Here is a 25,738-nt window from a genome sequence, read left to right on the forward strand (position 1 = left end):
GAAGCCGACGAAGCAATCCAGGAGACGCGATATCTGGATTGCTTCGCTTCGCTCGCAAACGGCTAAATGGCTTGGCTGCGCCAGAATGACGCGAGCGCTCGCCAATGTCGCCGCGACCCGGTAAAGCCGGCGGCATGTCTCACGCCGTTCATCCCTTCGAAGAAATCCGTATCCTATTGGCGGCTCTGCCCGGCCCCGATCTGCAAGCCGCGGCGGCGGTCCGCGCGCGCGACTGCCGGCTCACCAAGCCGCCCGGCGCGCTCGGTCGTCTCGAAGAGATCGTCGAATGGCTCGCAGCCTGGCAGGGCAGAGCGGAGCCCGCGATCGAGCGCCCGCTCGTCGCGGTTTTCGCCGCCAATCACGGCGTCGTGGCGCAGGGCGTTTCGGCTTTCCCGGCGAGCGTCACGCAGCAGATGGTGGCGAATTTTCTCGCTGGCGGCGCGGCGATCAATCAGATCTGCAAGTCCTATGGCGTCGGCCTGAAGGTCTATGAGCTGGCGCTCGAACGGCCGACCGCCGACTTTACTGTGGCGCCGGCCATGGACGAGCGCGAGGCGGCGGCGACCTTCGCCTATGGGATGGAGGCGATCCAGGGCGATATCGATCTCCTCGCCCCTGGCGAGATGGGCATCGGCAATACGACGAGCGCGGCGGCGATCTATGCCGCGCTTTATGGCGGGCCGGCGTCGCGCTGGACAGGACGCGGCACGGGCGTCGACGACGCCGGACTTTCGCGCAAGAACGCCGCGATCGACGCCGCGCTGACGCTGCATGCGCCGCATCTCGCCGATCCTCTGGAAATTCTGCGCCGGCTCGGCGGCCGGGAGATCGCGGCGATGATGGGCGCCATCGCCGCCGCCCGTCTCAACCGCATTCCCGTGGTGCTTGACGGCTATGTCGCCTGCGCCGCCGCCGCGCTGCTCCATGCGATCGCGCCCGAGTCGATCGCGCATTGCATAGCGGGCCACGTCTCGGCGGAGGGCGCGCATCGCGACGTTCTGACGCGGTTTGGCAAGCGCCCGCTGCTCGATCTCGAGATGCGGCTTGGCGAAGGCTCGGGCGCGGCGCTCGCCATCGGCCTGATTAAAGCGGCGCTCGCGTGTCATAGGGATATGGCGACTTTCGAGAGCGCGGGCGTTTCGGAAAAATCGGAATGATTCATGGACGGCGGCTTCTACTCAAGAAACTGTCACATCCGCAGCGCATTGAATGTCAAAACCGACCCCTGAGGAGCGCGGTTGCATGAACCCCAATCTTACATCCGCCTACGCGGCCGTGATCTTGATGGCGGCGCTTGCGGCGGCGCTGCCTTTTCATCTCAGTCGGATCCTGGGTCCGCAGCGGCTGCTTCATGCCGCCTATGCCGCCGCCGCCCTGGGGCTGTTTTATCTACTGGGCGCGACCGCCTTCGGCTGGACGTTCGACCGGCAAGGCGGGCTGCTTTGGGTCTATCTGGCGCTTTTCCTTCTCGCGGCGGGCATCGCGGCGCGTCGGCGCATGATGTTCGGCGCGATCGGGCTGCCCTGGCTTTCGGCGCTGATCCAGCTCGGCGTCGTCGCTTACATGTTTGCGCCGGATTCGTTTCGAAAGCCGCCGGTGACGGCGGCGCTGTTCCTGTATTTTCTGTTCGAGGCGCTCGTCTGGCTGCGCGGCCGCGAGGCGCAGGAGCCGGCAGAGTCCCGGGAAGCGAGCGATCGCGCGCGGCCGCCGCTGTTCCCGCCCCGGCGCCATCGTGGCTTCGCAGAAGCTTCACTAGCGGCCGCGGCGATCGCCATCGCCTTTCTGCTCGTCGCTGGCCCGCAAGCGGCGCATATCGGATCGGAGTCAGATACGGCGCAGCAGCAAGAGCCGCAAATCGAAGAAACTGCGGCGAGCGGCGTGACGACGAACAGCGAGGAGTCCGCTCCAGAGGCCGCTCCATCTGCGACCGACGAAGCGCCGAAGACAGAGAGCCGGGAAAGCGCGCCGGCGGACGCCGCGCAAGCCGCGGGTCATACGCCTGTCGAGTCCCCGCCGACCGTGGCGAAGGACCCAGGAATCTATACGGCGCGCGCAGGCGATACGTTTAAATCCATCGCCAAGCGTCTCTATGGCGCAACAAGCAAATGGCGCGCGATCGCCGAACTCAATCCCGACCTGAAATCGAAAAGGCTGCGCGCGGGTCAACTCGTCAACCTGCCGCCGGCGCCGCCGCGGTGATGTGCGAACGCCCAATTCTCGGCGGCTTCTGTCGAACCGCCGAGACGTCTGCATTTTGACGAGACGTGACCGGCGTCCTAAGCGACCGCGGTTGCGAACCGCAGCGTCTCCTGCTCGGTCATGAGGGCGTCGAGCCGCTGGTCATGCGGTTCGATCGGCACATGGTCGGCTTCCTGGCAGGAATAGGCGACGCCGATGGCGACGACCGGCTTTTTGGCGCGAAGCGCAGAGAGCGTGGCGTCGTAGATGCCGCCGCCATAGCCGAGCCGAAAACCGCGCCGATCGAAGGCGGCGAGCGGCGAAAACACAATATCGGGGTCGTATGCGGGCTTGTCGTCCGAAGGCTCCGACAGGCCGAACGGCCCTTTGACGAGGTCGTCGCCAGGCGCGAAGGCGCGAAAGACCAAGGGATGACGCACCTTGTGCATCACCGGCAACGTCACGCGATAGCCTTCGGCGGCAAGCGCATCGATGAGCGGACGCGTGTTCAACTCGCTGCGGATCGGCCAATAGACGGAAACGACAGGCGGCGCGCCTAGTTTCGCATCGCGCGTAACTGCGGCGAGCAGCGCGACGCCCCGGCGCGCGACGGACGCGGCCGCCTCATGCGCTTCATGCGGCGCGATGAGATCGCGGCGCGCCAGCGAACGGCGCCGCAGCTCGGCTTTCAAATCGCTCATGCGAGAGCAATAACAGGGAAGGAGAGTGCGGGCCACAAGAGCCGTGGGACATCGATCCCGGGAACCTACAACGTAGGTGGGCGCCATATGACCAAGCCCACGGGCGAGGCCAGGGACAGCTCCCATAAGGATCGATAAGGCCCCGGGGAATAATAGTCCTGCACGCACCCCGCAGCGCCGCTTGATGAATGTAGCGCCGCGCGCGGCCGGGCGCCAGTGGCGTCTGAGAGATTCGCTAGGCGAGCGCTAACTCCATTGGCGCGGACCTTTCGCGTTCTTTTCTATCCGCAGGGAGTCGCTCGATCCGCGTCAGCGTGAACAGTCCGAAGGGCGCCAGCGGGCGGCGCTCAATGAGCTTCATTTGCGGATTTTGATTGATCCAGTCGCCGATGATCGACCAGGGAAATTGCGGACGCCAGCCGAGCTTGGGAGCCATATGGCGGTCGAGCCACGCCTCGAACAGCGCGATAGCGTCGTCCTTGCCGCTCACATGATTGACGAGCACGATCTCGCCGCCTGGCCGAAGCACGCGCGCGAGTTCGTCGAGCATGGCTTGCGGCTCCGGCACCACCGTCAGGACGTAAGGCGCGACGACGCAAGCGAAACTCGCGTCCGAGAACGCCATTCGCGTCGCGTCCATCTTCACCAGGCCGGCGACATGAGAGAGACGCTCGCGGCGCACGCGCTGCGCGGCGCGGCGCAGCATCGGCTCCGACAGATCGACGCCGATAACCTGCGTATTGGCCGCAAACATCGGCAGTTCGAGTCCCGTGCCGACGCCGACGTCGAGGATCGGTCCGTGCGCCTTCGAGGCCGCGGCGGCGGCGGCGCGGCGGCCGGGCTTCAGCAGCGTCGCAAAGGTCAGATCGTAGATCGGCGCCCAGCGCGCATAGGCGGCCTCGACATTGCCGTTGTCGAGCGTTTCGACTTCGCGCAAAAAATTCCTGGCTTCGCTCATCGAGGCGCCCTTCGCACTTCTTCGGCGCGCAGCGGCGGCGCCTTTGATGCCATCATCATCGCTGCGGGCTCGATCGCGGCGATAAATCCGCCGCCGAGCACGCGCGCTTCGTTTTCGTCGGCGTCGTAGAAGACGCACGCCTGACCCGGCGAGACGCCGAATTCGCTTGCCGCAAAGACCACCAGCGCGCCGCCGTCGCCGTCCGCGATCACCCGCGCCGGAACCGGCGGCCGCGTCGAGCGCACGCGCGCCATGATGTCGATGCCCTCGGGCGGCAGGGAAGAGAGTGCGCCCTCGCCAATCCAGTTGACGTCGCGTAGCCGCACCGCGCGCGTGTCCAGCGCCTCGCGCGGGCCGACCACGACCTGAGCCTTCGCGGCGTCAAGGCGCAAGACGTAAAGCGGCTCCGCGTCCCGGCCGGCGACTTTTGCGCCCAGCCCTAGGCCACGGCGCTGCCCGATGGTGTAGTGGATGACGCCCGCATGGCGCCCGAGCACACGGCCGTCCAGATGCACGATTTCGCCGGGCACCACCGAAGCGGGCGCGAGTTTTTCGACGATGTCGGTATAACGCCCGGTCGGCACGAAGCAGATGTCCTGGCTGTCCGGCTTGTCGGCGACCTCGAGTCCGAAGCGGCGGGCCATGTCGCGAACTTCGGCCTTCGCGTAGTCGCCCAGCGGAAAGCGCAGCATCCGCAGTTGCTCGCGCGTCGTCGCGAACAGGAAATAGCTCTGGTCGCGCGCCGCATCCTTGGCGCGGTAGAGCGCTCGGCCGCCGCGTCCGTCGTCGCGGGCGGAAATATAATGGCCGGTCGCGAGCGCGTGCGCGCCAAGGTCCTTTGCCGTCTCCATAAGATCGGCGAATTTGATGAACTGGTTGCAGGCGATGCAGGGCACGGGAGTCTCGCCGCTGGCGTAGCTCGCGGCGAATTCGTCAATCACCTTCTCGCGAAACTTGCTCTCGTAATCGAGAACGAAGTGCGGAATGCCGAGTCGCGCCGCAACATTTCGCGCATCGTGAATGTCGCGCCCGGCGCAGCAGGCGCCCTTGCGGTGCGTGGCTTCGCCGTGATCATAAAGCTGCATCGTGACGCCCACGACGTCATAGCCCTGCTCCTTCAGCAGCGCGGCGACCACGCTCGAGTCGACGCCGCCCGACATGGCGACGACGACGCGCGTCTCGCGCGGCGAGGAAGGCTGCGACGCATGATCCGATACGCTATTCGTCATTTACGGAAGCGACGCCTGTCTAGCACGGAAAGTGGGCGAGATGGGTGGAGGCGCGAAAATCAAGCGCCCGGCCGCCGCGCATCGGTGAGGCCGCTGTCACCATTTAGAGCATTACCCGTCCAAGAGGCAATCCTGTCGAAATTTTTCGACCGAGAAAGCCGCCATCCCGGCGTCATATTGTTCGCAGCCGCCATCGCTGCTATGACGCCGCGGCGTTTCAGGCGCGGGGATGGATCTTAATGGCGGCGATGAAACTTCTGGCGGGCAACTCCAACAGGCCGCTCGCGGAGGCGATCGCCGCCCACCTCGGCGTGCCGCTCTGTCGCGCCCAGGTTCGCCGCTTCGCCGACCAGGAAATCTGGGTCGAAATCCTGGAGAATGTGCGCGGGCAGGACACGTTCGTGATCCAGTCCACATCCGCGCCGGCCAACGACCATCTGATGGAGCTGCTGATCATGATCGACGCGCTGCGCCGCGCCTCAGCGCGTCGCATCACGGCGGTCATTCCCTATTTCGGCTACGCCCGTCAGGACCGCAAACAGGGGCCGCGCACGCCGATCTCGGCCAAGCTTGTCAGCAATCTGATCACGCGGGCGGGCGCGGACCGCGTTCTGACCGTGGATCTGCACGCCGGCCAGGTTCAGGGCTTCTTTGACATTCCAACGGATAATCTCTTCGCCGCGCCGGTCATCGTGGCGGACATTAAGTCGCACCTTGAGCTCAAGAATGTCATGGTTGTGTCGCCGGACGTTGGCGGCGTGGTGCGGGCGCGGGCGCTGGCGAAGCGCATCGACGCGCCGCTCGCCATCGTCGACAAGCGCCGCGAGCGCGCCGGCGACTCCGAGGTCATGAACATCATCGGCGACGTCAGCGGCCATAATTGCATCCTCATCGACGACATCGTCGATTCGGGCGGAACGCTGTGCAACGCCGCCGAAGCCCTGCTCGCGGCGGGCGCCGGCTCCGTCTACGCCTTCATCACCCATGGCGTGCTGTCGGGCGCGGCGGCCGAGCGCATCGCCAACTCGAAGCTGAAGCAGCTCGTCGTCACCGACACGATCCGCGCGACGGCCGCGGTCGAAGCCGCCCCCAACATTCGCGTCATTCCGATCGGCCATCTGATCGGCGAGGCGATCGCCCGCACGGCGCGGGAGGAAAGCGTCTCAAGCCTGTTTGATTAGGCCTTCCGTGAGGATATGCCACGCGGCGGCTTTCTCGGCCGATCGAGTCAATAAGACTCCGAGCGGAAGCTCGCACGCAGGACGGTGAGGCAGGCGCCGGCGAAACCGAAACTGGTCGTTACGATGCTCGCCATGAGATAGAGCCTGAACGCGTTCGGACCCCAGCCTTCTGCCGGCGGGCCGTCGAGGATTGGAAACGCCGCCTGCAAGATGAACAGGCTCGAATTGGTGAATGCGCCCACGACCATTGCCCAGCGCACGGGCCAGGCGAAAGGAATTCGCGCTCCGTAGAAGCCGAGCAGGAGCGCGCTCATCAGCAGGAAGTCGATATGGGCCTGCAGGACGCGCGAGAATTTCCCGGGAAAGATCGCCGACATGAGCGGCGCTTCCATCTTGAGCGCCACCAGACACCAGGCCAGAACGAGCGCAACGAGCACCCACAGGGCGGCGCCCCTTAGCAAAATAATGTTGTTTTCTTGGACCGATCGCGCGTTTTTACTCATTTTGACATTCCTGCCGATTTCGGCGGTTCGCCGCAGGGCGGATATGCAACATTCATCGAATCAATGCTTGACCGAGGCGGCTGAAAAACTTGTCTGAAATGGATCTGCCGGGCGCGAGGAGGGGAGTCGATGACGAAAGCGCAATTCCTTTCGACCGAAGGCGTGCCGCATGCCCGGCGTCGTGAGTGGCTCTGTGAGGTGATCGGACGTGAATACGCCCGCGCAGACGCTTGCGCCCTGCCGACGCAGCCGCTGTTCAATGAAATGACGATATATGGCGAAATTGATGTGCGACTCTCGGCGATCCGCTCCAACGCCATCCTCATCGAAAGACCGAAGCGGCCGTCGCTGCCCGACAGTCAGGACGTGTATCTCGCCGTTGTGCTGCTCTCGGGCGAATATTTTCTTGAGCAAGGCGAGCGCCGAGCGGCGTTGCGTCCTGGCGACATGTCGATCTACGACGCCACCCGGCCGCACAAAATCTATTGTCCTGGCTCATTCTCGAAACTGATCGTATCTCTGCCGCGCGCCGCCATGCGAATGCGTTTGCCCGATATGGACCGTCGCTTTGCCACACCGATCGCCGGCGCGCGCGGACTTGGCGCGATCGCCGCCGCGCATATCCGTTCAATCGCCGCGCATGCCGCCGTACTCACGGATGAGTCCTTCGCGGCGGCGACGGACCATTGCGCCGACCTCATCGCCCTTTCCGTTGCCGATTCGCAACAAATTCCCGCGACCGCCCGCAGTCGCGACGCCACGCTGCGACGGGTGAAGCGCTTCATCGAAGGCCGCTTGGGCGATCCCCGGCTTGATCCGACCATGACGGCCCAGGCGCTGGGGCTTTCAATTCGCTATCTCAACGCGCTCTTCGAAGCTGAGGGCGTATCGCTAATGCGCTATGTTTGGTCGAGGCGTCTCGATCATTGTCGCGCCGACCTCAACGCCCGAGCGCACGCCCCGATTGGCGAGATCGCCTTTCGCTGGGGCTTCAGCGATTTTTCCCACTTCAGCCGTGCGTTTCGCCGGCGGTTTGGACAATCCGCGCGCGAGATGCGGATGCAGGCCGAATAGCCGGCTCGATCACGCGCTATTTGGACGTGATCGCCCAAATGCAGATGACGTGATCGAATCGAAAAGCTTAGAGCGCGCTTCGCTCCAAAGCCCGGCGTCCGCTCTTTCGCGAGCCGCGCTCTATGCTCAGTCCGTTGTCTCATTCTCAGCTGAGCAAAATATTTGACGAGCCTAGAAATAACAGGCCCTCTATGACGCTAACTGAGAAAAAGAACAGGTGGGCGCGAAAGCATATCTTTGGATCGTACCAATTCCAGCGCCGCAATATGCCGTAGGCCGCGACGCCGTCGACACAAGAGAACAAGAAAAACGCGCTCATTAAGAGGGCGGCCTGAGTCAAAAAACTAGCGGCCGCCAGTCCAACGTAGACCAGACCGCGCGAGCTGACATGGCCTAACAGCGCGGACCCTCGCTCGATTGGCACCATATATCTGACGCAGTAGGAGGCTGCGGCTCCAGCCGCCCACTCGGAGGATTCTTGCGGATCGTCTTCGCTAAGGAAAACTCCAACGATGAATACATACGCTGCTTCAACAGAGCCAGCGCCGATGCCAAAAGCCACCGCCTGCGTAAGGGTTATTGGCCAGGCGTAGAAGAAAAAAAGTAAAGCTGCTCCAAGCTCCGTGAAGGCTGAGAGCGCCCCGTGAAACACGGCGATGGATTTCGTTGTGAGCCTCTTTCGGAGTCGAGGCGTTAGGAAGATCGCAACGGCGTATTTAACCGTCACGGAGAGCGCCCAAACGGCGGCTCCTGCTGCTGCCGATTTCCAATCGCGCCACAGAACTACACAAGCCAACGGCGGCGCGACGCAAATCGCCGCGACCGCCGCCCAGGATTGAATGCTCCATCGGCCCGCGGCGCCTGGAGAGCGCATGTGATTAATTGTGCGTTGACTGCGTGGCGATCACTTTTTCTCGGCGACGACCGCCGATGACACCACAACGTTGACGACCGGCCTCGTCCCCTGGGTCACGACGCGTACGACCGGCGACACGAAGGCCGCGACGGCTTCTCCCGCGCCAGGGACCGCCAGTTGTTGACGAGCGCCGGCCTGGATAGCCTCTCTTTGAGGCTCCGAGAGGCTAATTCCAGCCTGTCTCAGAGCGTTTTCCGGATCAGACTCCAATTGGTGCGCGAACTTTTGGTCAGTGAAGATACGACCAACCAATGCTCTCAAATGTTCTTCATTTTGTGCTTGCGTCATGTTTGCCTCCGTCATTTCGCCCAAAGCCGGCTTGCAGCTGTTGAGGCGGCTCTACACTCCGATGTGGCGAAGGGGTCGCTCCATGGAGACCTGTTTCGGCGGTCGCGATTCCAGCACTTCGCGCATCGGTCGCTTTTCGCCGCCGTGAGAAACTTCCCGAAGATTCTGAAGACCGCCTTGCCCGTCATGTATCTCTTGAGGAAAATAGAGGGCGATCGGTTCCGGATGGCCGTATTCCACCATCGGCCGCTCGCCATATTTGAGTTTAGAGATTGTCTTCAATCCGATAACTGCAGTGGAGATGTCACGTATTTCCGATGGACTTAGTTTTACGCCGGAACGAAACAAATATAAATCCCGGAAAAACCCGAAGCTATTGTACATGGACTCGTTCACCAGCCCCTTTCCGCGGTCATCTTCCCAAAGCCGAGATCCGGGAATTTGACAATACCACTGCAATAAAATTCTTACGCCGTAAGTAGAAAATAGGTGAGAGGCGAATTGACACGTTTTGAGAACCTCGGCCTTCGTCTCCCAGGGAAATCCCAGCACAAATGAAAAATCGGCTCTTTCCGAAAGATTATGCCGATAGAGAAGACGCGCTGCGTCTTCGAGAATCTGGGTCGTTGTGCCTTTGCCGATCAGATCTAGGCCAGCGTCGTAACCAGCCTCCGCACCGACCAGAAATTGACTGGTGTATTCCGCGACTTGAGACACGAATCCGTCGTAGAGCAGGTCGGTGGCTCTTGAGTCATAGACCAGCTCGGGCCGCAGATCTCGTTCACGAAAGAGTTCGATCATCTGCAGAACACGCTTTGGATTCATCGAAAATTCATCGTCAATAATATGGATAAAGTCGTGCTGGGTCCTGTAGGTGTAACTCATCAACGTCTCAAGCCGATCAAGAAAGGCGTCTGCGGGCATGCCTCTCCAGGTTTGACGATAAGAGGTGCTACAAAAGGAACAATCAAAGGCGCATCCGCGCGACGATTCAATTGAGAGCGACTTGTAAACGTTCAAAGGGATTTCGCTGAAATCCGGCAACGGAAAGTCAGCCAATTGCGTTTTAGCGATTTTCGGTCCAATCGGATTACGACAAATGTTCCCATCTTTGTGTCGCCAAGTTAGATTTGGCACGTCCTCAAAACCAATTCCTTTGTCCAAAGCGACGCAGAGCGCTTCGATTGCGATCTCTCCCTCTCCTCGAATGATAAAATCGACCGGGAAGGCATTCATGATGTAATGATCGAACATCGTCGGATGGATTCCGCCGAGCACAATCGGCACGTCGGGACGTAACGATCTGACTTGTTCGATGACCTTCACGGCGGTCGGCCAGGACATTGACGTTGCGGCAATGCCAACCAATCCGCAGTCATCGATCTCGGGAGCGAATTGATCGACGCGCGCCGTGCCGGCCGCGATCAGGTCCGCGACAATCGCGTCAAATCCTGCGCGCCGTAGAACCGCCTGCAGAAGATAAACGCCATATGGCGGGCATTCCCGGACCGCATCCATGGCGATGGGTTGGGGTTCACCCCAAAAAAAATCATCCATAATTGGCGGAGCGAACAACACGACTTTCATTGAAATAGCTCGCGTTCGTAAACTTCAAATCACAACCCAGGGTTGTATAGCGTAATTTCGCTAATGAGTCCACAGCGCCCAGCCGGACTTTCCGAACAGATGTGTTGCGACCCGTTTTGTCGGGACGCGCTGCGTATGGGCGCGTCGGCCTTGCGCCGGAACGCCGGCAAATGCGAGAAGACGGCGTGCCTTCGAAGACTTGTTCCGCTCGCGAACCCGTTCCGCCGCGCTTCAATCTCGCGCGCTATTGCCTCGCCGAAAATGCGCGGCTGCGGCCCGACGCCACGGCGCTCACCGTCGTCGGCGACGCCGGCGCGCAGCGCTGGACCCACGCTGAACTCGATCTGAAAGTGCGGCGTCTCGCCGCCGGTTTGCAGTCGCTCGGCCTTCCGGCCGGCGCGCGCGTGATGATCCGCATGGGCAACGAAGCAAATGCGGCGCTTGCCTATTTCGCGTCAATCGCCGCCGGCTATGTGGCGCTGCTCGCGTCCTCTCAGCTCACTTTCGAGGAAGCCGAGTTCATGGCGCGCGACTGCGGCGCGTCCGCGCTGGCGTTGGGCGCATCCTTCGAGAACGAGCCGCATAGCGGAGACTTCCACGTCCTGCGCGGCGCCGATCTGGCGCGGCTCGCCGAGAGCGCGCCCATCCCGGACTACGTCGACACCGCCGCCGACGATCCCGCTTATCTTGTTTACACCTCCGGCACGACGAGCCGGCCGAAAGGCGTATTGCATGCGCATCGCGCCGCTTGGGGCCGGAGGCCGATGCGGGAGCATTGGACGGGGCTTGGCCCCGGCGACGTGATGTTGCACGCCGGCGCCATCAACTGGACCTATACGCTTGGCGTCGGCGTCGTCGATCCGCTGTCGGCCGGGGCCAGCGCGGTGCTCTACAACGGGCATCCAGATCCCGCCGCGTGGCCGCGTCTCATCGAAACCTATCGGGCGACGATCTTCGCCGCCGTGCCTGGCGTCTTTCGGCAGATCCTCAAATATGGCGCGCCGGAGACGGCTAATCTATCGAGCCTGCGCCATGCGCTCTCGGCCGGCGCAGCGCTGCCGTCGAGCCTGCTCGCCGATTGGCGCGGCCGTACGGGCAAAGAGATATTCGAAGCCTTCGGCATGAGCGAGATTTCGACCTTCGTCTCCAGTGGGCCGACGGCGCCGGTGCGTCCCGACTCGCCCGGCAGGCCGCAGCCGGGCAGGGCGGTGGCGGCGCTGCCGCAAGAGGGCGGCGAGACTCCGCTTCGGCCGGGCGAAACCGGCCTCCTCGCCGTGCGCCGGGACGACCCAGGAATGATGCTCGGCTATTGGAACCGTGAAGAAGAGGAGCGCGAGGCGTTTCGCGGCGAGTGGTTCGTCTCGGGCGATATCGTCGAATTCGACGCCGACGGCTACATGTGGCGCCACGGCCGCGTCGATGAGGTCATGAATGCGGGAGGCTACCGGGTCTCGCCCGCGGAAGTTGAGAAAAGGCTGCTCGAGATCAGCGGCGTCGTCGAAGCGGCGGCGGCGGAACGGCCGGGGCGCGACGCAACCGCGACGATCATCAAGGCCTATGTGGTGATTCGCGACGGCGCGGCGCGAGACGAGACGGCCATTCTCGACTACTGCCGCGCGCATCTTGCCGCCTACAAATGTCCGCGCGCGGTCATGTTCCTCGATGCGCTGCCACGCAACGCCAATGGCAAGCTCAACCGCGCGGCCCTGCCGTAAAGAGAGAGGGCCCGAAGGTTCGCCGGGGCGAGCGGCGAACCTTCGGGCCCCACGTCCGCTCACAGGGAGGAGCGCGGACTACCGGAAATTCAAGGGGCGAAAATTCTCACGACTTCGGCGCCGCCGTTCTGCGGCGTGAGGCGGCCACGGGCGCGCTTCTTGACCTTCGTCACGGGAGCTTTGCCATTAATGGCCGCTTTCATATTGGGAGACGCCTTAAACGTTATGACTCGCCGCGCTTCGATCGGCACCGGCGCGCCGGTGCGCGGATTGCGGCCCGCGCGCTCGCGTTTCGTGCGCACGATGAACGAGCCGAAATCGTGAAGCTTGAGCGACTCGCCGGACGCCAGAGTCGCCGCCATTTCCTCGATCACCAGGTCGGTCAGGCGCTTGGCTTCGCGGCGGGACATGCCTTCAAGCCGGCGATGGATCGCCAGGGCAATGTCCTCGCGGGTGAGGGTGCCGCGCGCGCAGTCTTCATGCGATGACGATTCATGTTCGACTTCCCCGCCATTGGCGCGCGCGACGAAGGGCTTCAGCATCTCTTTTGGATTCGCGATCGACATCAGCGCTCTAATCCCCAGTTTTGGGCCGGAAGCGGGGTTTGCCTTTCCGCTTGGCCGAGAGATTGCGTTCAACTTGCGTCGGAATCTGATTGCTCAGAAGTGCGGCAGGTTACATTGCCGATTGACTCTCTTTTCAATGCGCATCTCAGGCATCGACAAGAAGCCGCCGCACGTTCCAATTTGACGCAACTTGGCGCAATATCTCGTTATTCTGCAGATTGCGTGCTAACGCGCGGCGCTTGAGCCGCACCATTGCGGGACGCCGCATGCCCAGCGATTTCGTGGACACCTGGATGTTGACGCCGGCGCCGAGACACGGAAAGGCGTTCCATCTTGAGACAGCGCAGGCAATAAATGATCAGCCTGGACCAAAATGACACGCCTTGGCGCCGACCCTGCCCATGACTGCCTGTCCTCGGCGTCAGCAGCGAATGGGCGTTCAATTGCTCCCGCGCCTCCGCTGGACGGATAGCGTCAACTTGGATATCCGCGCCCCACTGCAAAGCTGACTGCCGGATGAACGACGCGGCCATGTCCGGTTCAGCTAACGTGCGTCAGATTGTGCGTATTGGGCAGGCGAGCTGTTCTCCCCGACGGCCTGCCTCTCCCCCAGTGACCGGAGCCAAGCATGTCGCGCCAGCCTTTCGTCCTCGCTGTCATCGTGGCGCTCGCAGCTTCCCCGGTCGTCGCGCAGGATCTGGGCGACGACTCCTTTGAAAGCCGTGCTCCCTACCAAAGCGAGAGCTTTGGTCATGGCCGCCACCAAAGCGAGAGCTTTGGTCATGGCTACGATCCCTATGATGACGGTCGCGAAGCCTGGTTTGCGCCGGAGCCTTACCGCGGCTCCTGGTCTGATCACGCCGACGCCTATTACGGCTACGGAGAGTGCCATTTTCTCCAGGAGCCGGTTCTTGGGCAGTGGGGCGAGATCGTCGACTATCGCCGGGTACGAGTTTGCGATTAGCCGACGATCGCGCCACACGATCCGTCGCCGGCACCCCGCCCCTCTCGCGCGGCGACGGCGGAGAGCCTCCCGGAGAAATCCGGGAGGCTTCTTTCATAGAAGTCATCTCATAGATGAAGGGCTAAGGGTTGCTAAAGGGGGCGAAGGCCGAGCGCCTTGCCTTCCTTGTCGTCGCGCCGCCAGACGCCGTCGGCGCCCTTGTCAAAATGCGCCTTGTGGCCCTTGCGGGCGGTGAGCACGAGACGCCCCCGGTCGAGCCCCCAGCCGACCGGATCAAAAATCACAACGCCATTGTCCCGGCAGGCCGGGGCAAGCTGCGCCTTCAGGCCGGCGCGGCCGCGCGAGCGTGCGTCCAGCGTCAGCATGCAGCCCGTATCCTTGTCTCCCTCGCGAAGAATCGAGTAGCGGCCAGCGGCGTCCGTCGAACCGGCGGCACGTGCGAGCGGCGCCGAGACGCTCGCAGCGGCGACAAGGCAGAACACCAGCCATTGCGGTCGTCGCTCAGAAAATATCGCCATTTGCGCTATGCTCCCACCCTCGTGAAATTGCCTCACTTTGCCTTTTTCCCGGCCTGCGTCCAGCCGATTCGCACACGCCCGCGTCAAAGTGCGGCAGGTCGTGGCTTTTGCGCGCGTGGCCGAGGCGCGCTATCAATTTGAGCGGCGCCGCGCGGCGGCGAGGGAGTCAGTAGGATGGACCCAGCGTCCCTGGCCTTGGCCGAAAGATCCGCGCCGCGCTACACGAGCTATCCCACGGCGCCTCATTTCTCCAAGTCGATCGGCGACGACGACGCGCGTGCGTGGCTGGCGAAACTCGATCCTTCCTCGTCGCTCTCGCTCTATTTCCACGTTCCATTTTGCACCGCAATCTGCGCCTATTGCGGCTGTCACACGAAGGCGGTGCGCCAGGACGCCCCGCTTGAAACCTATACGCGGACGCTCAAGCGCGAAATCGTGCTGACCGCGGAAGCGACGCGCGCGCGGCGCGTCACTAGCATCCATTGGGGCGGCGGCACCCCGGGCATTCTCGGCCCTACGCGTTTCAGTGCGATCGTTGCAGTTCTGCGCGATCATTTCGATCTTTCCGCCGAAACTGAGCACGCGATCGAACTCGATCCGCGCATACTTGACGCCGATCTCGTGGAGGCGCTTGCCGGCGCCGGAGTTACGCGGGCCTCGCTCGGCGTGCAGGATCTGAACGCGCATGTACAGGAGGCGTCCGGCCGCATACAGCCCTATGAGACGGTGGCGCGCGCCGTCGAATTGCTGCGCGAGGCTGGGATTACCGCCATTAATCTCGATCTGATGTACGGGCTGCCGAAGCAGAGCGTCGAAGACGCCCAGCGCACCGCCTCGCTCGCGGCGTCGCTCGCGCCGCAGAGGCTCGCGGTCTTCGGCTATGCGCATGTGCCCTGGTTCAAGTCGCACCAGAAGCTGATCGACGCCGCGGCGCTGCCGGGCGCCGGCGAGCGTCTGGCGCAGGCGGCGGCCGTGCGCGCGACTCTTGAAGGAGCCGGATTCGAGGCGATCGGACTCGATCATTTTGCGCGTCCCGAGGACCCGCTGGCGATCGCCGCGCGCCAAAGGCGCATGCGCCGCAATTTTCAAGGCTACACGATCGATGCCGCCGACGCGCTGCTGCCGTTTGGCGTTTCGTCCATCGGGCGTCTTCCGGAGGGCTATGTCGGAAACGCCACCGATCTTGCGGGATGGCGACGCGCGATTGAGTCAGGACGTTTTGCAACGATGCGCGGCGTCGCGTTCACGCGCGAGGATATCGCCCGCGCGGATCTGATCGAGCGCCTCATGTGCGATTTCGATGTTGACTACGGCGCGGCGGCTGCGCGTCACGGCTATGCGGAAGACGCCTTCGACGCTGCGCAGGCGTCGCTCAACGCTCTTGCAAACGACGGCGTCATCGACATACAGGGCCGGCGACTCGCCATGACCGAACGCGGAAAGCCCTTCGTTCGCCTTGTCGCAGCCGCCTTTGACGCCTACCTTCAGTCTGCGCCGGCCCGCCATTCCTCGGCGGTGTGAAGGCGATTCGGTAAGGAGGCGTTCATGACGCCGCTTACGCTTCTTCTCGCGAAGCTGTTCGGCGCTTACCTTTTGATCATGTCCGCCTGGATGCTGGTGCGCAGGGACGTGGCGCTGCAGATGATCGAGAGCATTTCGCGCGAGCCCGTCGCCATCGCCTTCGTCGGCATGATACGCCTCGCGATCGGTCTCGCCATCGTGATCGGCCACGACATTTGGAGCGACACGGCCGCGGCGCTCGTCTCGCTTGTCGGCTGGATCACGCTGATCAGCGGTTTCCTGACGCTGTTTCTGCCGCCGCAGACGGTGCGCGACATTTTCGCCCGAATGGCATATGAAAAGCGCTATCCCGTGTTTGCGCTCGTCTCCTTCGCGCTCGGCGGCGCGCTGCTGATCGCGGGCTTCAGCGCCTGACAAGAGGGATAATGGCGCTTGTTCGCCGGCGTCGCCTTCGCCATCGTGACGCCTGGATTCGACGCCGTAGCCATGCCCATCTGGACGCCCGAACAGGATCAAGCGCTGACCGCCGTCGCGCGCTGGCTTGAAACGCCCGGCGCGCGGCAGGTGTTTCGGCTGTTCGGATACGCCGGAACGGGCAAATCGACGCTCGCGCGTCATCTCGCCGAACATGTCGACGGCGACGTCGCCTTCGCCGCCTTCACCGGCAAGGCGGCGCTCGTCATGCGCTCCAAGGGCTGCAAGGACGCGCGCACGATTCATAGCCTCATCTATCGCGCGACCGACACGGAGACCGAAGAGCCGTCCTTCGTTCTCAACGACGACAGCGCCGCGGCGCATGCGAAACTCATCGTGGTCGATGAATGCTCGATGGTCGACGAGGAACTCGGCCGCGATCTTCTCTCCTTCGGCAAGAAGGTGCTGGTGCTCGGCGATCCGGCGCAATTGCCGCCGGTGAAAGGCGGCGGCTTCTTCACCGACGCCGAGCCTGACGTGATGCTGAAAGAAGTGCATCGGCAGGCGGCGGACAATCCGATCATCCGCCTGTCAATGGCGATCCGCGCCGGCGAAGGCGTCGAACGCGGCGTCTTCGGCGATACGCGCGTCATTAGCCGTGACTCGCTCGATCCCGCGCTCGTGACCGGCGCCGATCAGGTGCTCGTCGGCCTGAACAAAACGCGGCGCGCCTATAACGGACGCCTTCGCCAGCTGCGCGGCTTTTCGGGCGAGTTGCCGCAGTCCGGCGAGAAGCTCGTATGCTTGCGCAACAATCGCAAGAAGGGACTTCTGAACGGCGCGCTGTTTACGGTAAAGAGCGCCGGGGCCCTGCGTCGCGGCAAGGTGCGAATGCTGGTGATGCCGGAAGATGGCGAAGCCGCCAAATTTCAGCGCGTGGCGGTCGTGCCGCAGCTGTTCGGCGCGGAAAGCGACATTCCTTATGCGCTTCGCAAGGACTCGGACGAGTTCGATTTCGGTTATGCGCTGACCGTCCACAAGGCGCAGGGTTCGCAATGGGACGACGTGACGCTTTTCGACGAGTCCTTCGCCTTCCGCGAACATCGGGCGCGGTGGCTCTATACCGGCGTGACGCGCGCGGCGAAAAAACTGACGCTCGTCATGTGACGTATAGAACGAGGGCCCGCTGTCGTCGCGGCCGTTGCAGCGAAGCTGGGATTTATTTTCCCCAGGCGTCGATGGCGTCAGCGAAGACGCGCTCGCCAGAGGGGCCTTTTTCCATGTTGATCGTCGCCGCGCGGCCATCGGTGAGCTGCATCGGCAGGTCTATCGCCGCGAGCGACCGCAACAGGAGAATATTGCGCGCCTCGTGGTCGCCGCGCATCAGGCCGATGAGGAAATTATTCTCGGTGATCGGCACCGGAATGCCGGCGACTTTTTCTCCCGACTGTGCATCGGAGCGGCGCATCTGGATGGGGCCGATGGCCTTGACGCCGCCGATGGGACTGCCGGGCGCCACCGTGAACGACACGTTGATGGTGTGCGAGGCCGAAAGGGTGGCGTCGGTGTTCTTGCGAAACAGCAGAGTCATCTTCAGCTTCGCGTCGGGGACGTCAATGTCGCCGCGGATGGCCGATCCGACGGGTTCGCCGGCCCCACCGACGTTCTCAAGGCGCCAGACGGCGGAGCCATTGTAGATTTTATCGACTTTTGTGGGCTCGGCGAGCGAGCCGACCCACATCTCCGCCTTTTGCGCCACCGGCACGGCGGGACTGCGCGGCGTCGGCGCTTTGACCGGCTCCCTTTCGCGCCCGACGCGATCGTTGATCTTGCCGCTTTCTGCTCCGCTGGAGGGCGACTCCTCCGGTTTCAGCTTAGCCAAATCCTCGGGCTGCTCGCGAAGCTGCCAGGCGAGCGTTCCGACGACCGCCACGAGCGCCACGACGACGCCGGCGACGGATAGAATGAGACGCTTCGAGCGCTGCGGCCTCGGCGCCGGCGGCAGCGGCGCTGGCGGCCTCTGCGGTTCGCGCAGCGGGACATCGTCTTCGCCCGCGATGGAGGAGTGAGGCGCGTCGCGCCTAGTCGATTCTGCGCCATCACTCGGCGCGCGCTCGACGGGTTTGGCCGTGCTGATCGGATGTGGCTTGCGCTGCGGCGCAGGCATCCCATCGCGAGGCCGTGTCGCTTGCGCGTCGTTTGCGGCGCGCTCCGTTTCGACTCGCTGGATCGCGTCTTCGAGCGCGCGGCCTTCGGCGGCGATGTCGGCGTCCGCGACCGGCGGCTGAATGCCGCGCAACTGATTGAACAACGCCTTGCGGGCGCGTTCATAGACCGCTTGGCGCGTGTCCGGCGTGGACTGCGGCAGAGCGGCGACCGCTCTCGCGATCAGAGAATGGTAGTCTGCCATGTTCGGTTAAGAGCACTTCCGGCTTTTGGCGTCAATCCTGACGCCGTCGGAGTCCAAGAAAACCCGGGGATTTCCCGGCGTCCGCGCGTCATGATCGCATATGCGCCTCGGTTCACTCGACGTGTCGAAAAATGGAGATAACGCACGCCCAGGCGCAATGATCGCTTCAGCGCTCATTCTTGCTTCGTTCGCTTGCTTCGTTCGCGCGTCTGCACACGCTGCGCGCATGGATAAGACCTCGAGCAGGAAGGATTCTTGCGACTCGACGCTCATTCAGATGGCCGGCGATTTGCCGGAATGTCTCGCGCGTAAATTATTGCGACGCGCTCGCGTCTATTGGCGCCGCAGCCCCGGGAAGGCTGCGCGTTAAACTTCGCCAAGCGGCGGTTTGGGGCGCGCCATCTGACGCGCGGGCGGCGGCGCGGCGATCAACCAGTAAATCGCCCCCGCCAGAGCGCCGGTCAGAAAAAACAGCAGCGCGATTCTTAATTCGAGCGGGCTCGCTTCGCGGGCGCGATCAAGTCCCATTGCAGCGCGGGCGATCCACGGCGACGCGCCGGCGAGCGTCGCGCTCGCGCCCGAATACCAGAGGAGCGAGCGTGCGCCGGCGATCTCGCCGATCAACGCCGCGACCGCGAGCGGCGCGACGCAGGTGGCGATGATCATCGACCAAACGATGAATCCGAATGTCGCCAGAGGATCGCTCCATCCGCCGGCGCGCACATCTTCTTCGACGAAGGCGAAGAGGCCGGACGTCGCGGCGGCAAATCCCGCTTCCCGCGTCGCCGGATCAAGGAGCGCCGAGACGATCAGAAAAATGGCGGCGACGCCCACAGCAAGGACGAAGCCGAAAGCCATCACCACGATTCGGCGCATCATTGGAGCCGTCTTTCCTGGCGCGCCAAGCTATGGTTCGAGGACCGAGTCCCAATAGAGATAGTCCATCCAGCTTTCGTGCAGGTAATTGGGCGGAAACAGCCGGCCGTTGCGATGCAGGTCGGCGACGCTCGGCTGAAAGGGCGTCTGCGCCGGCGACATATGCGCCTCCCTCGGCAGGCGGTCGCCCTTGCGCAGATTGCACGGCGAACACGCCGCGACGACGTTTTCCCACGTCGTCGCGCCTCCCTTCGAGCGAGGAATGACGTGATCGAACGTCAGTTCGTCATGTTCTCCGCAATATTGGCAGGTGAAGCGATCGCGCAGGAACACGTTGAACCGCGTGAACGCCGGCTGACGGGTCGGCCGCACATATTCCTTGAGCGACACGACCGACGGCAGACGCATCTCGAAGCTCGGGCTTTTGACGGTCTTGTCGTATTCCGAGACGATGTTCACGCGATCAAGAAACACCGCCTTGATCGCGTCCTGCCACCCCCACAGCGAGAGCGGATAGTAGCTCAGCGGCCGGTAGTCGGCGTTGAGCACGAGCGCGGGGCACGCCTGCGGCGACACGGTCTGTTGACGAAAGTGTGCAGTCACCCTGCTTCCTCTCGGATTGAGGAGGGGCCTGACGGACCGCGCCAAGGTCCAGCCCTATGCGATGGCGCATATTTTACAGGCACGACGACAGGGTTGTGAAGGCCCGCGCGCCGACTTCCGCCGCTGAGGAGCGCTACGTCTCTAGAAAGAGATAAATGCTGGCGAAACAGTAAGCTGCAAGAAGCGGCCTGGATCTAAAAAGTAATCGGTATGTCTTTGTTTCGACGACTTCTACGCTGAACTGTCGCCGCTCGCCTATTCGCCGCTCGTCCTTGGCTGTCAGATCGGGGCAAAAACCGCGAATTATTCGTCCCAACGCCTGCGCGGCCAAGCGTGGCCCTTGCCCACCGCCGACGGCCTGTTGCCTACTGCTGGAGTGATTCGCCTTCTTCACACGGCCGATTGGCATCTGGGCGCGACGCTGCAGGGCTGGTCGCGCGACGCCGAGCACCGCGACGCGCTGGCGCAGCTTGTCGCCATCGCCCGGGACCGGGCGGTCGACGCGGTCATCGTGGCGGGCGACGTTTTTGACAGCCTCAATCCGTCCGCCGACGCCCAGCGGCTGCTCTACGATACATTGCGCGACTTGCGCGTCGCCTGTCCGCATGCGCGCATCGCGCTCGTCGCCGGCAATCATGACCCGGCGGCGCGACTCGAAGCGCCGCGCGCATTGTTCGAGATGGCTGACGTCGTTTCGATCGGCGCCTTTGCGCGTCGCGACGGCGTCTTCGACGCCCGCGCGCATCTTTCGCCGATCCGCGACGCCAGCGGCAGAATTGGCGCATATTTGCTCGCGCTGCCTTATCCGCGCGCGGTGGATCTGCCCGTAACGAGCGGAGGCGGCGCCGCCAGCGCCGTGCGTGAGGCCTATCGCGAGGCGGTCGAAAGCGCGCGGCGCGAAATCGGCGCGGCGCCGCTCATCGTCACCGGCCATCTTCACCTCGCCAAGGGGCTCGAATCGGAAGGGTCCGAACGACGGATTCTCGTCGGCGGCGAACACGCTCTTCCGTCCGACATGTTTTCGCCGGATATCGCTTATGTTGCGCTTGGCCATCTGCATCGTCCGCAGTCCGTCGACCGCGAGACGATCCGCTACTCCGGCTCGCTCATTCCGATGTCGAAGACCGAAATCGGCTATGCGCATGGCGTCAGCATCGTCGATGTCGATGACAGCGGCGCCGTTGTCGTCCAACATGCGCCGATCATCCGCCCCGTCCGTCATTTGCGGGCGCCGGTGGCGGGCGCTCTGTCGGTAACAGAACTCGAAGCCGCGCTTGCGGCGCTCGATTTGGACGCTTCGGCGCCGATCGACGCCTGGCCCTTCGCGCATCTTGCGATCAGGGTCGACGGCCCAGCTGTTGGATTGAAAGCCGAACTCGACGCCATTTGCGAGAAATTCCCGCTGCGCGTCGTTTCGACCAGCGTCGAGCGGCCGCAAGCGCCGGCGGCGGCCCCGACTCCGCTGCGCCTTGCCGAGCGCAAGCCCTTGGATTTGTTTCGCGAAGCCTTTGAGCAGGCCCACGGCGTCGCACCGACCGACAATCATTTCGACTGTTTCGAGCGTCTTCTGCAGGAGGCGTGACATTGCGCATTCTGGCGATCAGAGGCGCTAATCTCGCCAGTCTCGCCGAAGGCTTCGCCCTCGACTTCGACAGCGAGCCGCTGCGCTCGGCGGGCCTCTTCGCCATCACCGGCGAAACCGGGGCGGGCAAGTCGACGATTCTCGACGCGATCTGTCTCGCGCTTTACGACAAATTCCCGCGCGTCGTCGCAGCCGGCGCGAGCGAAGGCGCACCAGATCCGTCTGGAGAGACGCTCGGCTCTGGCGACCCGCGCACAATTCTTCGCCGCGGCGCCGGACGCGGGTTCGCGGAGGTCGATTTTATTGGCAAGGACGGGCTGCGCTATCGGGCGCGCTGCGACCTGCAGCGGGCCCGCGGCAGAGCGTCGGGCGCGTTGCAAAAGCGCGCCAGGTCGCTGTGGCGAATCGACGAGGCCGGCGAAATCGTCGCGCCGGTCGAGAGCGGCATAGAGCCCGTCAACGCCCGGGTCGTCGATCTGACCGATCTGACCTTTGATCAGTTTCGTCGCACGGCGCTTCTGGCGCAGGGTGATTTCGACGCGTTTCTGCGCGCCGACGCGAAGGAGCGGGCCGAACTTCTCGAAAAAATCACCGGCGCCGAAATCTATGGCGTTCTGTCGCAGCGCGCCTTTGAGCGCGCCCGCGAGGCGCAGCAGGCGACAGCTCTTATCGAAAGCAATTGCGCCCAGATCGGCGTGATGTCGGAAGACGAACGCGCCGCGATCGACGCAGACGTCGCAGCGATCGAAGCCGAACGCGCGCAAGTCGCCGAAAGCCGCAGCGCGATGGCTGATGCGCTGCGCCGGTTCGACGCCTTGGCTCAGGCGCGAGCAAAGCTTGCGCAGGCGATGTCGGCGCGCGAGGGCGCATTGCGGGCGTTTGACGAGATGGCGCCGCGGCGCGAAACGCTTGCGGCGTTGGCGCAGGTCGAGCCGCTGCGCGCGCCGCGGGACGAGATGCGGCGCGCCGAGGAAACGCAAAAGGCGGCGATCGAAGACGCCGCCGACGCCCAAGCGAAAGCGGGCGCCGCTCAAGAAGCTTTCGCCGCTCAGGAGGCGCGCGCGCGCTCGGCTGCAGAGGAAGTCGCCGCCTCGGAAGCGGAGATGACCCGTTTTGCGCCGATCTGGTCCGAAGCCGCGGCGCTCGACGCGCGCATCGCCAATTTGGCGCAGGAGGAAGCGAAGGCGCGGCGCGTCGCTCAGGACGCCGCCTCGCGCGCTGCGGAGAAGCGCGCCGAACGCGCCGATGCGGTCGCACGGCTGGCCGACGTTCAAACTGAGAAGGTGGCGGCGAACGTCGAACTTCAGCGCCTCGCGCCGGCGCGCCCGCTCAGCGAGCGCTGGCCGGAAATCGACGAATGGCTGACGAAGCGGGGCGAGCTTCTGGAGGCCAAGCGCATATGTGACGGCGCGCTGGCGGCGGCGACCGCCGAACTCGGCCGCAGCGAAGCGACGCTCGCCGATTTTTATTCTCGCGATATGCAGGATCGAGCGGCCAGCGAGAGACTGACGACGCAGATCGACGAGCGCGATCGCGCGCTACTGGCGCTCGATGAGCCGGGTTTGCTCACGCGTGACGACGCCCTTTCGGCGTCGATCCAGCTGGTCGACGGCTTGCGCCGCTGGGCGCGCGCCTTTGACGAGGCCGGCGCGGCGGCGGCGTCGGCGCATCAGGAGATTGCGCGCAGCGCCGAGGACGAAGCCGCGCTTCGTCGGACGCTGGAGGAATTGCGGACGCGCCGCGCGCAACATGTGGCGCAGAGCGCCGACGCCGAGCGCCTGGGCGAACTGGCGGACGCGGCGGCCGATCCCGATGCGCTGCGACTGCGCGCGGCGCTCAGCGACGACGCGCCATGCCCGGTCTGCGGTGCGCTGGAGCACCCGTTCGCCGACCGGCGTGACGCAGCGAATGCACTGATCGAAGAGCTGCGCGCACGACGCGATGAGTCGCGGCGGACGGTCATCAAAATGGACGAAGAGATTTTCGCGCTGCGCGCGCGCGCCGCCGAAGCCCAAGCGCTTCATAAGGACGCGTCGCGTCGCGCGGCGGAAGCGCTGTCGGCGCGGGCTCGCGCCGAAGCCGAATATGCGTCGACGCTCGGCGACGATGGCGCGCGAAACATTGCGCGCCAATTTGCGCCGCCGCCGTCGATCCTGTCAGCCTCGCCGCGGCTGGACGAACTGGCGAGGGAGGCGGCGGCGGCGCGTGGCGCCGTCGCGCAAAAGCTTCTCGTCGCGCGCCGGCTGCGCGAGGAGCGCGATCGACTGCGCGGCGCGCGCGAGGAGACTCGCCAGGCTCTGGACGCACGCCAGAAGGAGCGCGCGGGGCTCGCCCAGACGCTCCAGTCGGCGCGCGAGACGCGCGCCCGCGCCGAAGCGGAAGGCGCCGGACTCGTCGAGCGTCTGGAGTCGATCGATCGCGCGCTCGCGCCTTTTCTGCGGCTTTGCGAACTCTCGGCGGGCGACATTGATCGCGACGCCGATTCCGCGCGCCGGGCGCTCGAACTTGCGAGCGCGCGTTACCGGCAAGCGCTGGCGAGTTCGAACGAGTTCGACGCGATGCTCGCCGCGATCAGTCTCAAGGCGGAGCGCCTCGCGGCAGAGTCGGACGCCTTATCCGCCCGCGAGGCCGAAGCCAAAGGCGATCATCAGGGGCGCGCAAGGAGCCTGACCGAGGCGCGCGCTGCGCGCGCGCTGCTTCTGGGGGGAGAAGCGACGGCCGCGCATCGGTCCCGCGTCGAGGCGCGCCACCGGGCGGCTATTGCGGCGCGCGACGAGGCGCGCCAGAGGCTCGCCGAAGCCCAGCAGTCGAAAGCCGCCTGCGAGGCGCGTCACGCCCATTTTGCAAGCGCGGCGCAAAGCGCGGCGGCGCGCGCCGTGCAAGCGCGCGCGGTTTTTGCAATGGCGCTCGGGGGCGCTGGCGTCGACGAGGCGACCGCGGCGCCTCTTCTTGCAATGTCGCGCGAGGAGCAGACGGAGCTGCGTCTCGTCGTGCAGGCGGCTGAATCGGATTGCGCCGCGGCACGAACCGCCGTCATGGAGCGCCAGAAGGACTTTGATGACGCGCGGGCGGTCGCCCCGGTTGAAGCGTCGCGCGAGATTCTCGCGGCTCAGGAGAAAGACATCGCTGGTCGCCTCGACGAATTGTCGGCGCGGCTCGGCGCGCTGCGCGAGCGTGGCGCGAAGGACGATGAGGCGCAGGAACGCGCGGCAGCGCTCGGCGAGGAACTCGAGCGCGCGCGCACAAACGCCAAACTCTGGAGCGAGATCAATGAAGCCATCGGATCGGCGAGCGGCGACAAGTTCCGCCGTTTCGCGCAGGCCGCGACGCTGCAGCATCTCGTCTCGCTCGCCAATCAGCGCCTGGCGCTGCTTGCGCCGCGCTATGCCCTGGAGCGCTCGGGCGACGCCGGGTCGCTGAGCCTCCAGATCATCGACCGCGATCTTGGCGACGAGCGCCGTTCGACGCGTTCGCTCTCCGGCGGGGAGCGCTTCCTCGCGTCGCTGGCGCTCGCTTTAGCGCTTGCCGGACTCGAGGGGCGCGATTCATTCGTCGACACGCTGTTCATCGATGAAGGATTCGGCGCGCTCGATTCCGCGACCCTCGACGTCGTCATAGACGCGTTGGAGACGCTGCAGGGGCAGGGCAGGCGGGTTGGAGTGATCAGCCATGTGGATTCGCTCCAGCAGCGCATCGCCACGAAAATCTGCGTCGAGCGACGCGGCGGCGGAGTCAGCGTGGTGCGGTTACGCGCGCCGAATTACGCATGACGCGTGATGCCACTCGCCAACCCCGAAAGAAGTAGCCGATCGATTCTTCCCGAGGGATGAATCGCTTCGAAACAGCCCCAAATTTGCGGCGACGACTCCAACAAAAACGGCTGCTGTGGCGATAAAGCCACAAAAAACAATGATTAGCCGCCAGGACTGTGGCGCTGGCGCCACACCTGCCGCC

The 25,738-nt window shown here is 64.2% G+C and carries 23 protein-coding genes and 1 other RNA gene; 11 read left to right on the forward strand and 13 right to left on the reverse strand.

Annotation, left to right across the window (positions count from 1 at the left end):
• Positions 1-134 precede the first annotated feature (134 nt).
• Positions 135-1,157, forward strand: a complete 1,023-nt coding sequence (gene cobT / locus ACR65T_RS11300) for a nicotinate-nucleotide--dimethylbenzimidazole phosphoribosyltransferase (RefSeq protein WP_434496703.1) — start codon at positions 135-137, stop codon at positions 1,155-1,157.
• 85 nt (positions 1,158-1,242) lie between these two features.
• Complete coding sequence (locus ACR65T_RS11305; RefSeq protein WP_434496568.1) at positions 1,243-2,199, forward strand: LysM peptidoglycan-binding domain-containing protein; 957 nt, start codon at positions 1,243-1,245, stop codon at positions 2,197-2,199.
• A gap of 77 nt (positions 2,200-2,276) precedes the next feature.
• On the opposite strand, the gene ACR65T_RS11310 is transcribed toward ACR65T_RS11305, so the two are convergent.
• The 4 genes from ACR65T_RS11310 to mnmA form a co-directional block, all read right to left on the reverse strand.
• A complete protein-coding gene (locus ACR65T_RS11310) occupies positions 2,277-2,879 on the reverse strand; it encodes a 5-formyltetrahydrofolate cyclo-ligase (protein ID WP_434496569.1) in 603 nt (200 codons plus the stop codon).
• 26 nt (positions 2,880-2,905) lie between these two features.
• Positions 2,906-3,060: non-coding RNA, 6S RNA (gene ssrS / locus ACR65T_RS11315), on the reverse strand.
• Between the two features lie 54 nt (positions 3,061-3,114).
• Positions 3,115-3,837: a class I SAM-dependent methyltransferase gene (locus ACR65T_RS11320; RefSeq protein WP_434496570.1), complete on the reverse strand. Its 723-nt coding sequence runs from the start codon at positions 3,835-3,837 to the stop codon at positions 3,115-3,117.
• Positions 3,834-5,066 (reverse strand): tRNA 2-thiouridine(34) synthase MnmA, encoded by a 1,233-nt coding sequence (gene mnmA / locus ACR65T_RS11325; protein WP_434496571.1) that lies wholly within the window; start codon positions 5,064-5,066, stop codon positions 3,834-3,836. The genes ACR65T_RS11320 and mnmA overlap by 4 nt, the downstream gene beginning before the upstream one ends.
• Before the next feature lie 248 nt (positions 5,067-5,314).
• On the opposite strand from mnmA, the gene ACR65T_RS11330 reads away from it, so the two are divergent.
• On the forward strand, positions 5,315-6,247 hold the full coding sequence (locus tag ACR65T_RS11330; RefSeq protein ID WP_041927112.1) for a ribose-phosphate pyrophosphokinase: 933 nt from the start codon (positions 5,315-5,317) through the stop codon (positions 6,245-6,247).
• A 47-nt stretch (positions 6,248-6,294) separates the two neighbouring features.
• Here ACR65T_RS11330 and ACR65T_RS11335 read toward each other — a convergent pair whose 3' ends face one another.
• Positions 6,295-6,750, reverse strand: a complete 456-nt coding sequence (locus ACR65T_RS11335; RefSeq protein WP_434496572.1) for a hypothetical protein — start codon at positions 6,748-6,750, stop codon at positions 6,295-6,297.
• Between the two features lie 129 nt (positions 6,751-6,879).
• Here ACR65T_RS11335 and ACR65T_RS11340 point away from each other — a divergent pair, with 129 nt between their 5' ends.
• A complete protein-coding gene (locus ACR65T_RS11340) occupies positions 6,880-7,824 on the forward strand; it encodes a helix-turn-helix domain-containing protein (RefSeq protein ID WP_434496573.1) in 945 nt (314 codons plus the stop codon).
• Between the two features lie 145 nt (positions 7,825-7,969).
• On the opposite strand, the gene ACR65T_RS11345 is transcribed toward ACR65T_RS11340, so the two are convergent.
• From ACR65T_RS11345 to ACR65T_RS11355, 3 genes are all read right to left on the reverse strand, one after another.
• Complete coding sequence (locus ACR65T_RS11345) at positions 7,970-8,551, reverse strand: hypothetical protein (protein WP_434496574.1); 582 nt, start codon at positions 8,549-8,551, stop codon at positions 7,970-7,972.
• 177 nt (positions 8,552-8,728) lie between these two features.
• Positions 8,729-9,028: an Os1348 family NHLP clan protein gene (locus ACR65T_RS11350; protein WP_434496575.1), complete on the reverse strand. Its 300-nt coding sequence runs from the start codon at positions 9,026-9,028 to the stop codon at positions 8,729-8,731.
• Between the two features lie 51 nt (positions 9,029-9,079).
• Entirely contained in the window at positions 9,080-10,615 is a 1,536-nt protein-coding gene (locus ACR65T_RS11355) for a B12-binding domain-containing radical SAM protein (RefSeq protein WP_434496576.1), read from the reverse strand.
• A 185-nt stretch (positions 10,616-10,800) separates the two neighbouring features.
• Here ACR65T_RS11355 and ACR65T_RS11360 point away from each other — a divergent pair, with 185 nt between their 5' ends.
• Positions 10,801-12,330: an acyl-CoA synthetase gene (locus ACR65T_RS11360; RefSeq protein ID WP_434496577.1), complete on the forward strand. Its 1,530-nt coding sequence runs from the start codon at positions 10,801-10,803 to the stop codon at positions 12,328-12,330.
• 89 nt (positions 12,331-12,419) lie between these two features.
• Here ACR65T_RS11360 and ACR65T_RS11365 read toward each other — a convergent pair whose 3' ends face one another.
• Complete coding sequence (locus tag ACR65T_RS11365; RefSeq protein WP_434496578.1) at positions 12,420-12,896, reverse strand: integration host factor subunit alpha; 477 nt, start codon at positions 12,894-12,896, stop codon at positions 12,420-12,422.
• 628 nt (positions 12,897-13,524) lie between these two features.
• Here ACR65T_RS11365 and ACR65T_RS11370 point away from each other — a divergent pair.
• The gene (locus tag ACR65T_RS11370; protein WP_434496579.1) at positions 13,525-13,860 is read left to right on the forward strand and encodes a hypothetical protein; all 336 of its coding nucleotides are present in this window, start codon (positions 13,525-13,527) and stop codon (positions 13,858-13,860) included.
• 131 nt (positions 13,861-13,991) lie between these two features.
• Here the strand turns inward: ACR65T_RS11370 and ACR65T_RS11375 are convergent, their stop codons facing one another.
• Positions 13,992-14,378, reverse strand: a complete 387-nt coding sequence (locus tag ACR65T_RS11375) for an AprI/Inh family metalloprotease inhibitor (protein ID WP_434496580.1) — start codon at positions 14,376-14,378, stop codon at positions 13,992-13,994.
• A 174-nt stretch (positions 14,379-14,552) separates the two neighbouring features.
• Between ACR65T_RS11375 and hemN the strand changes: the two genes are divergently transcribed.
• From hemN to ACR65T_RS11390, 3 genes are all read left to right on the forward strand, one after another.
• On the forward strand, positions 14,553-15,899 hold the full coding sequence (hemN, locus tag ACR65T_RS11380; RefSeq protein WP_434496581.1) for an oxygen-independent coproporphyrinogen III oxidase: 1,347 nt from the start codon (positions 14,553-14,555) through the stop codon (positions 15,897-15,899).
• 24 nt (positions 15,900-15,923) lie between these two features.
• A complete protein-coding gene (locus ACR65T_RS11385) occupies positions 15,924-16,313 on the forward strand; it encodes a hypothetical protein (RefSeq protein WP_434496582.1) in 390 nt (129 codons plus the stop codon).
• Positions 16,314-16,385: 72 nt separating this feature from the next.
• On the forward strand, positions 16,386-17,480 hold the full coding sequence (locus ACR65T_RS11390; protein WP_434496704.1) for an ATP-dependent DNA helicase: 1,095 nt from the start codon (positions 16,386-16,388) through the stop codon (positions 17,478-17,480).
• Positions 17,481-17,532: 52 nt separating this feature from the next.
• Here the strand turns inward: ACR65T_RS11390 and ACR65T_RS11395 are convergent, their stop codons facing one another.
• The 3 genes from ACR65T_RS11395 to ACR65T_RS11405 form a co-directional block, all read right to left on the reverse strand.
• Positions 17,533-18,723 (reverse strand): hypothetical protein, encoded by a 1,191-nt coding sequence (locus ACR65T_RS11395; RefSeq protein WP_434496583.1) that lies wholly within the window; start codon positions 18,721-18,723, stop codon positions 17,533-17,535.
• 366 nt (positions 18,724-19,089) lie between these two features.
• A complete protein-coding gene (locus ACR65T_RS11400) occupies positions 19,090-19,602 on the reverse strand; it encodes a hypothetical protein (RefSeq protein ID WP_123175916.1) in 513 nt (170 codons plus the stop codon).
• 27 nt (positions 19,603-19,629) lie between these two features.
• Positions 19,630-20,202 (reverse strand): HNH endonuclease, encoded by a 573-nt coding sequence (locus ACR65T_RS11405; RefSeq protein ID WP_434496584.1) that lies wholly within the window; start codon positions 20,200-20,202, stop codon positions 19,630-19,632.
• A 376-nt stretch (positions 20,203-20,578) separates the two neighbouring features.
• Between ACR65T_RS11405 and ACR65T_RS11410 the strand changes: the two genes are divergently transcribed.
• Positions 20,579-21,784: an exonuclease SbcCD subunit D gene (locus tag ACR65T_RS11410; RefSeq protein WP_434496585.1), complete on the forward strand. Its 1,206-nt coding sequence runs from the start codon at positions 20,579-20,581 to the stop codon at positions 21,782-21,784.
• Positions 21,785-21,786: 2 nt separating this feature from the next.
• The gene (locus ACR65T_RS11415; protein WP_434496586.1) at positions 21,787-25,554 is read left to right on the forward strand and encodes an AAA family ATPase; all 3,768 of its coding nucleotides are present in this window, start codon (positions 21,787-21,789) and stop codon (positions 25,552-25,554) included.
• Positions 25,555-25,738 lie beyond the last annotated feature (184 nt).

The sequence above is a fragment of the Methylocystis sp. genome, assembly GCF_051061285.1.
GTDB lineage: Bacteria > Pseudomonadota > Alphaproteobacteria > Rhizobiales > Beijerinckiaceae > Methylocystis.

What these genes read in the sequence shown, in the direction of transcription:
- hemN (WP_434496581.1), top strand. Translation starts at nt 14,553, where the DNA reads ATGGACCCAGCGTCCCTGGCCTTGGCCGAAAGATCCGCGCCGCGCTAC.
- ACR65T_RS11365 (WP_434496578.1), bottom strand. Translation starts at nt 12,896, where the DNA reads ATGTCGATCGCGAATCCAAAAGAGATGCTGAAGCCCTTCGTCGCGCGC.
- ACR65T_RS11350 (WP_434496575.1), bottom strand. Translation starts at nt 9,028, where the DNA reads ATGACGCAAGCACAAAATGAAGAACATTTGAGAGCATTGGTTGGTCGT.
- ACR65T_RS11310 (WP_434496569.1), bottom strand. Translation starts at nt 2,879, where the DNA reads ATGAGCGATTTGAAAGCCGAGCTGCGGCGCCGTTCGCTGGCGCGCCGC.
- ACR65T_RS11335 (WP_434496572.1), bottom strand. Translation starts at nt 6,750, where the DNA reads ATGAGTAAAAACGCGCGATCGGTCCAAGAAAACAACATTATTTTGCTA.
- ACR65T_RS11370 (WP_434496579.1), top strand. Translation starts at nt 13,525, where the DNA reads ATGTCGCGCCAGCCTTTCGTCCTCGCTGTCATCGTGGCGCTCGCAGCT.
- ACR65T_RS11330 (WP_041927112.1), top strand. Translation starts at nt 5,315, where the DNA reads ATGAAACTTCTGGCGGGCAACTCCAACAGGCCGCTCGCGGAGGCGATC.
- cobT (WP_434496703.1), top strand. Translation starts at nt 135, where the DNA reads ATGTCTCACGCCGTTCATCCCTTCGAAGAAATCCGTATCCTATTGGCG.
- ACR65T_RS11395 (WP_434496583.1), bottom strand. Translation starts at nt 18,723, where the DNA reads ATGGCAGACTACCATTCTCTGATCGCGAGAGCGGTCGCCGCTCTGCCG.
- ACR65T_RS11355 (WP_434496576.1), bottom strand. Translation starts at nt 10,615, where the DNA reads ATGAAAGTCGTGTTGTTCGCTCCGCCAATTATGGATGATTTTTTTTGG.
- ACR65T_RS11400 (WP_123175916.1), bottom strand. Translation starts at nt 19,602, where the DNA reads ATGATGCGCCGAATCGTGGTGATGGCTTTCGGCTTCGTCCTTGCTGTG.
- ACR65T_RS11375 (WP_434496580.1), bottom strand. Translation starts at nt 14,378, where the DNA reads ATGGCGATATTTTCTGAGCGACGACCGCAATGGCTGGTGTTCTGCCTT.
- ACR65T_RS11390 (WP_434496704.1), top strand. Translation starts at nt 16,386, where the DNA reads ATGCCCATCTGGACGCCCGAACAGGATCAAGCGCTGACCGCCGTCGCG.
- ACR65T_RS11305 (WP_434496568.1), top strand. Translation starts at nt 1,243, where the DNA reads ATGAACCCCAATCTTACATCCGCCTACGCGGCCGTGATCTTGATGGCG.
- ACR65T_RS11320 (WP_434496570.1), bottom strand. Translation starts at nt 3,837, where the DNA reads ATGAGCGAAGCCAGGAATTTTTTGCGCGAAGTCGAAACGCTCGACAAC.
- ACR65T_RS11385 (WP_434496582.1), top strand. Translation starts at nt 15,924, where the DNA reads ATGACGCCGCTTACGCTTCTTCTCGCGAAGCTGTTCGGCGCTTACCTT.
- mnmA (WP_434496571.1), bottom strand. Translation starts at nt 5,066, where the DNA reads ATGACGAATAGCGTATCGGATCATGCGTCGCAGCCTTCCTCGCCGCGC.
- ACR65T_RS11340 (WP_434496573.1), top strand. Translation starts at nt 6,880, where the DNA reads ATGACGAAAGCGCAATTCCTTTCGACCGAAGGCGTGCCGCATGCCCGG.